Below are 8,925 nucleotides of genomic sequence, written 5' to 3'. Positions count from 1 at the left end.
GGGGACCGGTGGATGCTGTGCTCCGACGGCCTCTCGGGCGTGGTGAGCAAGGACACGATGCGCAAGACGATGCTCGAGGTCGAGGACCCGGCGGACTGCGCCGACGCCCTGGTGGGCCTCGCGCTCGCCGCGGGCGCCCCGGACAACGTGACGTGCATCATCGGCGACATCGTGGACATCGACGCCTCGCCCGACGGCGTGGGCCCGCCCACCTCCTCGCAGGTGGTGGGCTCGGCGGCCCGCGAGCGCCGCAAGCCCTCCGCCGGGGGCGACTCGCCCGCCGGGAAGGCCGCCCGCCTCGCGGCGCGCGACGAGCCGGAGGACGACGAGGAGCCGCACCGAGACGGCTGGGCGAGGCTCCGCCCGTGGGTGCTGCCCTTCCTGGCGCTGCTGGTGCTCGTGGGCCTCACCTGGGGTGGCTACTGGTGGTCCCAGCAGCAGTACTTCGTGGGCGAGTCCGACGGCTTCGTGGCGATCTACCGCGGCGTCCCGGACCGCCTGGGCAACCTGACGCTGTCCCACCTGGTGGAGCAGACCGGGATCCCCGTCGACGAGCTCGCGCCCTACCAGCGCGAGCGGGTGGACGATGCGATTCGCGTCGACAGCCTGGATAAGGCCTCCGCCGTGGTCGAGTCGCTGGGGCAGGGCAGCTAGTGGCGACGGTCGCCGACGTCACCGTCCGCACCGGACGACGCGCGGAGCTGGGCCTGCTCGGCATCGCCGTGCTGATCGCGGTGCTGGCGCGGGGCCTGGTGGACTACCACGCGGACTACCTCGAACTGGTGCCCCTGGCGATCTACGCGGGCGTGTGGGTCGCCGTGGCGCTGGGCGTGCATCTGGCGGTGCGTCGCTGGGCCGCGTTCGCGGACCCGGTGCTGCTCCCCGCCGTGCTGGCTCTCAACGGCATCGGCCTCGCGATGATCCGTCGGGTCGACTTCGCGTACGCGGCGCGCGGCCGCGACACGGACTTCGGCCAGGTTCAGATGATCTGGACGCTGCTGGGGATCACGCTCTGCGTGCTCGTGCTGGTGCTGCTGCGCGACTACCGCCTGCTGCGGCGCTTCACCTACACCGCCGGCGTGCTGGGCCTGATCGGCCTGCTGCTGCCGCTGATGCCGGTGATCGGCACGCAGATCAACGGCGCGCGCATCTGGATCAGCGTGTTCGGCAAGTCGCTGCAGCCTGGCGAGTTCGCCAAGATCGCCCTCGTTATCTTCTTCGCGGGATACCTGGTCTCCAACCGCGACACCCTCGCGCTCGCGGGACCCAAGATCCTCGGGATGCGTTTCCCGCGGCCCCGCGACATGGGCCCGCTCGCCCTGGTCTGGGTGGCCGCCATGCTGGTGCAGATCTACGAGCGGGACCTGGGAACGTCGCTGCTGCTGTTCGGCATCTTCGTGGCGATGCTCTATGTCGCCACCGAGCGCCTCAGCTGGGTGATCGTGGGCTTCGTCATGTTCCTGGGCGGAGCCGTGCTTGCCGGCACGCTGTTCAGCCACGTGGGCGCGCGCTACACCGCCTGGCTCCACGCCCTCGACCCCGAGGTCTACCGCTCGGGAGCCAGCGAGCAGCTGGTGCGCGGACTGTTCGGGATGGCCTCGGGCGGGCTGTTCGGGACCGGCCTGGGGGAGGGGCGGCCCGACCTGGTGCCCTACGCGGAATCGGACTTCATCGTCAGCTCGCTGGGCGAGGAGCTGGGGCTCACCGGCCTCATGGCCATCCTCACCCTCTACCTGATCATCGTGCACCGTGCCCTGCGCACGGCCATCGGGATCCGGCACGGCTTCGGCAAGCTGCTCGCGGCCGGACTCGGCTTTGCGATCGCGCTGCAGGTGTTCATCGTGGTGGGAGGCGTCACCCGGGTGATCCCGCTGACCGGCCTGACCACGCCCTTCCTGGCGTACGGCGGCTCCTCGATGCTCGCGAACTGGGTGGTGATCGGCCTGCTGCTGCGGATCTCCGATCAGGCCAGACGCCCCGACGAGGTGGCGTAGATGAACGAGCCGGTACGGCGGCTGTCCGTTCTCATCCTGGTGCTGTTCCTGGCCCTCATGGTCGCGGCCTCTTACATCCAGGTGATCGCCGCGGGCGACCTCAACGCCGATTCCCGCAACGTGCGCACGCTCTACCGCGAGTACGGGACGTTCCGGGGACCCATCGTGGTGGGCGGGGAGTCAGTGGTGTGGTCGCAGCCCGTCGACGATCCCTTCAACTACCAGCGCAGTTATTCGGACGGGCCGCTGTATGCGGCCGCGAGCGGCTACTACTCGATCGTGTTCGGCAGCACCGCCATCGAGAGCACCGAGAACGCGCTGCTCGCCGGCACCGCGGACGAGCTGTTCTGGACCCGGCTGGGCAACCTGGTCTCGGGCGAGACCCAGCGCGGGGCGAGCGTGGAGCTCACGCTGAGCGCCGAGGTGCAGCGGGCCGCGTCCGAGTCGCTCGGGGACAACACCGGCGCGGTGGTGGCGCTCGACCCGCGCACCGGCGAGGTGCTGGCCATGGTGACCAGCCCCACGTTCGACCCGGCGGCGCTCGCCGGGCACAGCACGTCCGAGGTGAACGCGAACTATCAGGAGCTGCTGGCCCAGGAGGACGGGCCGCTCGTGAACCGCGCCATCGCGGGCGACACGTACCCCCCGGGGTCGACGTTCAAGCTGGTGGTCGCCGCCGCGGCACTCGAGTCCGGCTACTCGGCGGATTCCGAGCTCTACGCCCCGGACGAGCTGCCGCTGCCGCAAACCACCATCACCATGCAGAACTACGGCGGCGCATCGTGCTCGCCCACGGAGAAGCAGACTCTCGCGGACGCCCTCCGCATCAGCTGCAACACGGCATTCGCCAACCTGGGGATGACGCTGGGCTGGAGCGTCATCGAGCGCAAGGCAGAAGACTTCGGATGGGGTGACCAGCTGTCCATCCCGCTCGCCGTGACCCCGTCCCGGCTGCCCGTCAACCCGGACAAGGCGCAGACGGCGATGGCGTCGATCGGGCAGTACGACGACAGGGCGACGCCGCTGCAGATGGCGATGATCGCGGCGGGCATCGCGAACGACGGCGTCCTCATGACCCCCTACCTGGTGGACAACGTGCGCGACTCGGCCCTGCGCATCGTCGACCAGCACGAGCCCGAGCAGCTGTCGACGCCCATGGATCCGGCGGACGCCAACACCCTCACCGACATGATGGTGGGCGTGGTCGACAACGGATCGGGCAGGCTCGCACAGATCCCCGGCATCTCCGTCGCCGGCAAGACCGGCACGGCGGAGACGGGCGCCGACGAGAACCCGCACGCGTGGTTCGTGGGCTTCGCCCCCGCCGACAACCCCGTGGTGGCGGTCGCCGTGCTGCTCGAGAACGGCGGCAACGCGCAGGGCGAGATCACCGGGGGGCGGCTCGCCGCACCCATCGCGAGGATCGTCATGGAGGCCGCCATCGCCGCCGAGGGGAGCCGCTGACATGTCGATCCACGCGGGCACCACCCTGGGCGGGCGCTACGTGCTGCGGTCCCTGCTCGCGGTGGGCGGCATGGGCGAGGTCTGGCGCGGCATGGACGCCGAGCTCGACCGCGAGGTGGCGATCAAGCTCCTCAAGGACGGCGCCATGGAGAACGAGACGTACCTCAAGCGCTTCCGCAACGAGGCCAAGAACGCGGCGGGGCTCATCCACACCAACATCGCGCAGGTCTACGACTTCGGCGATCACGCCGGCACGCCGTACCTCATCATGGAGCTGGTCGAGGGCGAGCCGATGTCGACCATCCTCGAGCGCGAGCGCACCCTGAACGAGGCCCGCCTCGTGAAGATCATGAGGCACACGTGCCGCGGCCTCGCCGTGGCGCACGACGCCGGCGTGATGCACCGCGACGTCAAGCCCGGCAACCTGCTGGTGCAGGAGCGCGACCACGTCAAGATCACCGACTTCGGCGTGAGCCGGGGCACCGATCAGACCACGCTCACGGCCACCGGGATGGTGATGGGCACCGCGCAGTACCTGGCGCCGGAGCTCGCGCTGGGCAAGGCGGCCACGCCCGCCTCCGACCTCTACGCGCTGGGTGTGATCGCCTTCGAGTCGGTGGTGGGCAAGCGCCCCTTCACCGCCGCGAGCGCGGTCGACATCGCGATCGCGCAGGTCAACGATCCGGTGCCGCCGCTGCCCGCCACCACCTCGCCCCAGCTGGCCGCGCTCATCGAACGGCTGCTCGAGAAGAACCCGCGCAAGCGTCCCCGCACCGCCCTTGAACTCGACCGCCTGCTCTCCGAGCTCGAGCTGGTCGACGGCGGCGGGCCACCCACCTCGCCGGCCGAGGCGCCCGCCTCCACCGGCGCATCGTCCCGGCGCTCCATGCCCCCCAGCATCGCCCCGCGAGAGTTCCGCCCCCGCCCCGATATCGAGCGCCGCCGTCCTGGGGTGCGCTAGATGCGACAATGGCCCCCAGCACGACGGACACCGAAGGACACTCCATGAACGACGAACCGAAGATCCTCGCCGGACGGTACGAGGTGGGCGACCTCATCGGCCGCGGCGGTATGGCCGAGGTCCACATCGGCTACGACACGCGTCTGGGCCGCACGGTGGCCATCAAGATCCTGCGTGCCGACCTCGCGCGTGACCCGTCGTTCCAGACGCGCTTCCGGCGGGAGGCCCAGGCGGCCGCCGGCCTCAACCACCCCAGCATCGTCGCCGTGTACGACACCGGCGAGGACACCATCGTCAACGCCACAGGGTCCCGCCAGGCCGTCCCGTTCATCGTGATGGAGTACGTCGAGGGGCACACCGTCAGGGAGATCCTCAAGGGCGACGTCGCCGCCCCCATCGACGAGGCCGTCGAGATCACGGCGGGCGTGCTCGCGGCGCTCGACTACTCGCACCACGCGGGGCTGGTCCACCGCGACATCAAGCCCGCCAACATCATGCTCACCCCCACGGGCGCCGTGAAGGTGATGGACTTCGGCATCGCCCGCGCGCTGGCCGATGCGGGCCAGACCATGACGCAGACGCAGGCCGTGGTGGGAACCGCGCAGTACCTGTCGCCCGAGCAGGCGCGCGGCGAGAACGTTGACGCGCGCTCGGACCTGTACTCGACGGGCTGCGTACTGTTCGAGCTGCTCACCGGTCGCCCCCCGTTCGTGGGCGACTCGCCGGTGTCCGTGGCCTACCAGCACGTGCGCGAGCCCGCCCCGCTGCCCTCCCAGTTCGCCTCGGACGTGCCGGAGGAGTTGGACAAGGTGGTGCTGCGCGCGCTGTCGAAGAACCGTGACGAGCGGTACTCGAGCGCGCAGGAGTTCCTTGCGGACCTCCGCGCCGTCATCAGTGGCGAGGAGATCGCCCCCACCACGGGTTCGATAGCGCTCGGCTCCGCCGCGTTCGGCGCGGGCGTCGCGGGCGTCGCGGCCGCCGCCGCCATGGCCGGCGAGGACGGTGCGCCGGTGACCGGCGCCACCGAGATCATGCCCGGCCAGGCCATCACGGGCGAGACGGCCGTGATGGCCGGCGGGCCGTGGGCCACCGTGGGCCAGCCGCCCTCGGTGACCCCGGCGGGAGCGCCGATGAGCGGCGCGGTCGCCACGCAGGAGGTTCAGGAGGACGCGGCCGCCGTGAGGCGTCGTCGCATCATCCAGTGGTCGATCCTGGGCGCGGCGCTCGTCGCCGCCATCCTGCTCATCATCGCCCTGTTCATGATGACCCGGTCGGGACCCTCCACGGAGCCGAGCCCGACCGCCGGGACCATCGAGATCACCGACCTCGAGGGGATGACCCAGGCGGAGGCGGAGGCGGAGCTCGAAGCGCTCGGCCTCACGGGAACCTTTGAGACCGAGCCGTCCGACACCGTGGAGATCGACCTGGTCACGCGCACCGACCCGCCCGCGGGACGGTTCGCCTCCGAGGGCGACACGATCACCGTGTACCTCTCCGCGGGACCCGATGTGGTGACCGTGCCCGACGTGCGCGGTGACACCGAGGAGGCGGCACGCACGGCGATGGAGGACCTGGGCCTGCGCGTCATCGCCACCGACACGGTGGACGATCCGGGCCTGGATGAGGGCCGCGTCGCCAGCAGCGAGCCGGCCGCCGGCGAGGAGGTCGCCGCCGACTCGACCATCAAGCTGCTGATCTCGTCGGGCAAGGTCGAGCTCCCGAGCCTGTCCGGCCAGTCCGAGGCGGACGCCCGTCAGGCGCTGGCGGACCTTGGCCTGATCCCCTCGGTGACCTACCGGGAGACCACCGGCACCGCCGCGGGCAACGTCGTCTCCCAGAGCCCGAGCGCGGGACGCGTCGACCGCGGCTCCAGCGTCGAACTGGTGGTCGCCGAGGCGCCCTCCACGGTGGCCGTGCCGGACGTGATCGGCAAGTCCCAAGGCGCCGCGACCAACGACATCTCCGGGGCCAACCTGTCCGTCGGCAACGTGTCGACCGATACCTCGGCCGCGGACAAGAACAAGGCCGGAACGGTGAAGTCGACCAACCCGCGCGGCGGAACCCAGGTGACCCCGGGAACCATCGTCGACATGGTGCTGTGGTGCGACGTCCGCGCGGTGCTGGTCACCCCGGACCCGAACAACCCGAACGACACGACCACCACGTACGAATGTCGCTAGTCACGTTTCGGACAATCGGCGCTTCCTGGGGAATACCCCGGGGGGCGCCGATGTCTATGCTGGCATGGTGACGCCGATGGTGACGGTCGACGGAGTGCGCGAGTTTGTCGCGTCCAACCTGGACGCCGTCCAGGCGACGCTGGATGAGCACGTGACACAGGCCATGGGCGAACTCCCCGCCGCCGGCTCCGACTACAGGAACCTGTGGGACTCCCTGGGTGAGCAGTACCTGGGCGGCAAGAACCTGCGCCCGTCGCTCACCCTCGCCGCCTACGCCGGCCTGGGAGGGGACGATGCGGAGGCCGCGGTCCCCGTCGCGGCCGCCATGGAGATGCTCCACACGGCCATGCTGGTCCACGACGACATCCTGGACGGCGACGAGGTTCGCCGCGGCCGGCCCAACGTCGCCGGCACCCGGCGCCACGCGTTGGCGGGGAGCCGGCTCGAGCCCGACCAGGTGGACAGGCACGTGCTCTCCGCAGCCCTGCTCGGCGGTGACCTGGCGCTGGCGTCCTCGTACGATCTGATCTCTCGCGCCAATCTGCCCGCCCATCACCGCATCGCCTGCCTGGACCTGGTCACGCGCGCCATCCGCACCACCATCGCGGGCGAGCTGCTGGACATGTACGGCGACATGGTGGCCCCGGAGGACGCGAACTCGCTTCTCGTCGCGGAGCTCAAGACCGCGACCTACTCGTGCGTGGTGCCGCTGCTGGCCGGCGCGCAGCTCGCCGGCGCCGATCCCACGATGGTGGGCCACCTCGAGAAGCTGGGCGCGTCGCTCGGCCTGAGCTTCCAGCTCGTCGACGACGACCTGGGCGTGTTCGGCGACCCGGAGGTGACCGGCAAGTCGGTGCTGTCCGACCTGCGGGCGGGCAAGCGCACCGAGCTGCTGCGCCTGGGATTCCAACAGGCCGATGAGGAGGGCCGGGACATCCTGGTCGCGGCGGTGGGCAACCCGGACCTCGACGAGGCGGGGGCGCAGCGGGTGAGGGACGTGCTCATCGCATCCGGAGCTCGGCATCGCGCCCTGCGCGTCGCGCGTCAGCACGCGAAGACGGCCCGGCGCATCGCGTACGAGCGGATTCCCGCGCCGCTGTCCGGCTACCTCACGTCGCTCATGGACGAACTCGAGGGTCGGGCGTCGTGAGCGAGGCCCGCAAGCGGGTCCACCTCGACAACGCGACCTCGCTCAGCCTCTACGACGAGACCGCCAGCGCGGCCGCGGCCCAGGTGATCGCTCGCTACTCCACCTCGTTCGGGGTGGGAACGCGCCTGCTGGGGCGCGAGATGCGCACCCACATCGAGGCGGTCTACGCCATGGTGCGCGTGGCCGACGAGATCGTCGACACGTATCGCGGGCCCGACGCCGCGGAGCTCCTCGACGCCTTCGAGGCGGAGCTCCACGCCGCGATGGCGCGCGGGTTCAGCACGGATCTGATCGCCCACGCCTTCGCCCGCACGGCCCGCGCCGTGGGCATCACCCGCGAGATGATCGACCCGTTCTTCGCCTCCATGCGGATGGATCTGACCGAGGCGGTGCACACGGACGAGTCGCTCGCGGTCTACATCTTCGGCTCCGCGGAGGTGGTGGGCGAGATGTGCCTGGCGGTGTTCGTCAACACGGGCAACGGCCCGCGCCCGCTCGATCCCGCCGTTCGGGACGGCGCACGGCGGCTGGGCGCGGCCTACCAGAAGGTCAACTTCCTGCGGGATCTGGCGCTGGACGATGCGGAGCTGGGACGCTCCTACTTCCCGGGAGTGACCGCCGCCACCCTCACCGACGCACGGGTCGCGGAGCTGGTGGCGGACTGCCGGGACGACATCGCGGCGGCCGAGGCCTGCCTGCCCGCGCTGCCGCGGCGGGCCCGCGTGGCGGTGGGCACCACCGTGGACATCTACGCGCGCCTCCTGCGACAGATCGAGCAGACCCCCGCGCGCGACCTGGTGTCACGGCGGATCAGGGTGGCGAATCCGGTCAAGGCGATGCTCGCGGTACGCAACCTGACGCCCGTCACTCGACCCCGGGCCGTCGCGTGAGCGCCGGGGAGGCGCGCGCGCCGCGCACCGGCGCGCCCCGCATCGTGATCATCGGGGGCGGTGTCTCCGGCATCGCCACGGCGGGTCTGCTGGCCCGCGGCGGCGCCGAGGTGGTGCTGCTCGAGCGTCACACCTCGCTCGGCGGCCGTTCGGGCAGGCTCGAGATCTCCGGGCACGTGTTCGATACGGGACCGTCCTGGTATCTCATGCCCGAGGCGTTCGAGCAGTACTTCGCGCTGATGGGACGGGACGTCGAGCAGGAGCTGGACCTCATCGACCTCGACCC

7 protein-coding genes and 1 pseudogene are annotated in these 8,925 nt (G+C 71.0%); all 8 read left to right on the top strand.

What is annotated here, in order from left to right; all coding sequences use genetic code 11:
• A pseudogene (locus Q0L54_RS08480) lies at positions 1 to 654 on the top strand (serine/threonine-protein phosphatase); the annotation flags it as partial.
• A complete protein-coding gene (locus tag Q0L54_RS08475; RefSeq protein ID WP_296667137.1) occupies positions 654 to 1,994 on the top strand; it encodes an FtsW/RodA/SpoVE family cell cycle protein in 1,341 nt (446 codons plus the stop codon). The pseudogene Q0L54_RS08480 and the gene Q0L54_RS08475, both read left to right, overlap by 1 nt.
• The gene (locus Q0L54_RS08470; RefSeq protein ID WP_296667134.1) at positions 1,995 to 3,458 is read left to right on the top strand and encodes a penicillin-binding protein 2; all 1,464 of its coding nucleotides are present in this window, start codon (positions 1,995 to 1,997) and stop codon (positions 3,456 to 3,458) included.
• A 1-nt stretch (position 3,459) separates the two neighbouring features.
• Complete coding sequence (locus Q0L54_RS08465) at positions 3,460 to 4,419, top strand: serine/threonine-protein kinase (protein WP_296667131.1); 960 nt, start codon at positions 3,460 to 3,462, stop codon at positions 4,417 to 4,419.
• A gap of 44 nt (positions 4,420 to 4,463) precedes the next feature.
• Positions 4,464 to 6,599 carry a Stk1 family PASTA domain-containing Ser/Thr kinase gene (gene pknB / locus Q0L54_RS08460; RefSeq protein ID WP_296667127.1) on the top strand — a complete coding sequence of 712 codons (2,136 nt, stop codon included), beginning with the start codon at positions 4,464 to 4,466 and terminating at the stop codon, positions 6,597 to 6,599.
• A gap of 64 nt (positions 6,600 to 6,663) precedes the next feature.
• A complete protein-coding gene (locus tag Q0L54_RS08455; protein ID WP_296667124.1) occupies positions 6,664 to 7,749 on the top strand; it encodes a polyprenyl synthetase family protein in 1,086 nt (361 codons plus the stop codon).
• Positions 7,746 to 8,639, top strand: coding sequence for a phytoene/squalene synthase family protein (locus Q0L54_RS08450; protein ID WP_296667122.1), 894 nt, complete (start codon positions 7,746 to 7,748; stop codon positions 8,637 to 8,639). The genes Q0L54_RS08455 and Q0L54_RS08450 overlap by 4 nt, the downstream gene beginning before the upstream one ends.
• Positions 8,636 to 8,925: FAD-dependent oxidoreductase (locus tag Q0L54_RS08445; RefSeq protein ID WP_296667121.1), on the top strand; the 290-nt coding region annotated here is incomplete at its 3' end. The genes Q0L54_RS08450 and Q0L54_RS08445, both read left to right, overlap by 4 nt.

Origin of the sequence: Demequina sp., from assembly GCF_024642165.1 — a bacterium.
Lineage (GTDB): Bacteria > Actinomycetota > Actinomycetes > Actinomycetales > Demequinaceae > Demequina.
The sequence above is the reverse complement of the archived record's forward strand: the minus strand, read 5'-3'. Positions and strand labels throughout refer to the sequence as shown.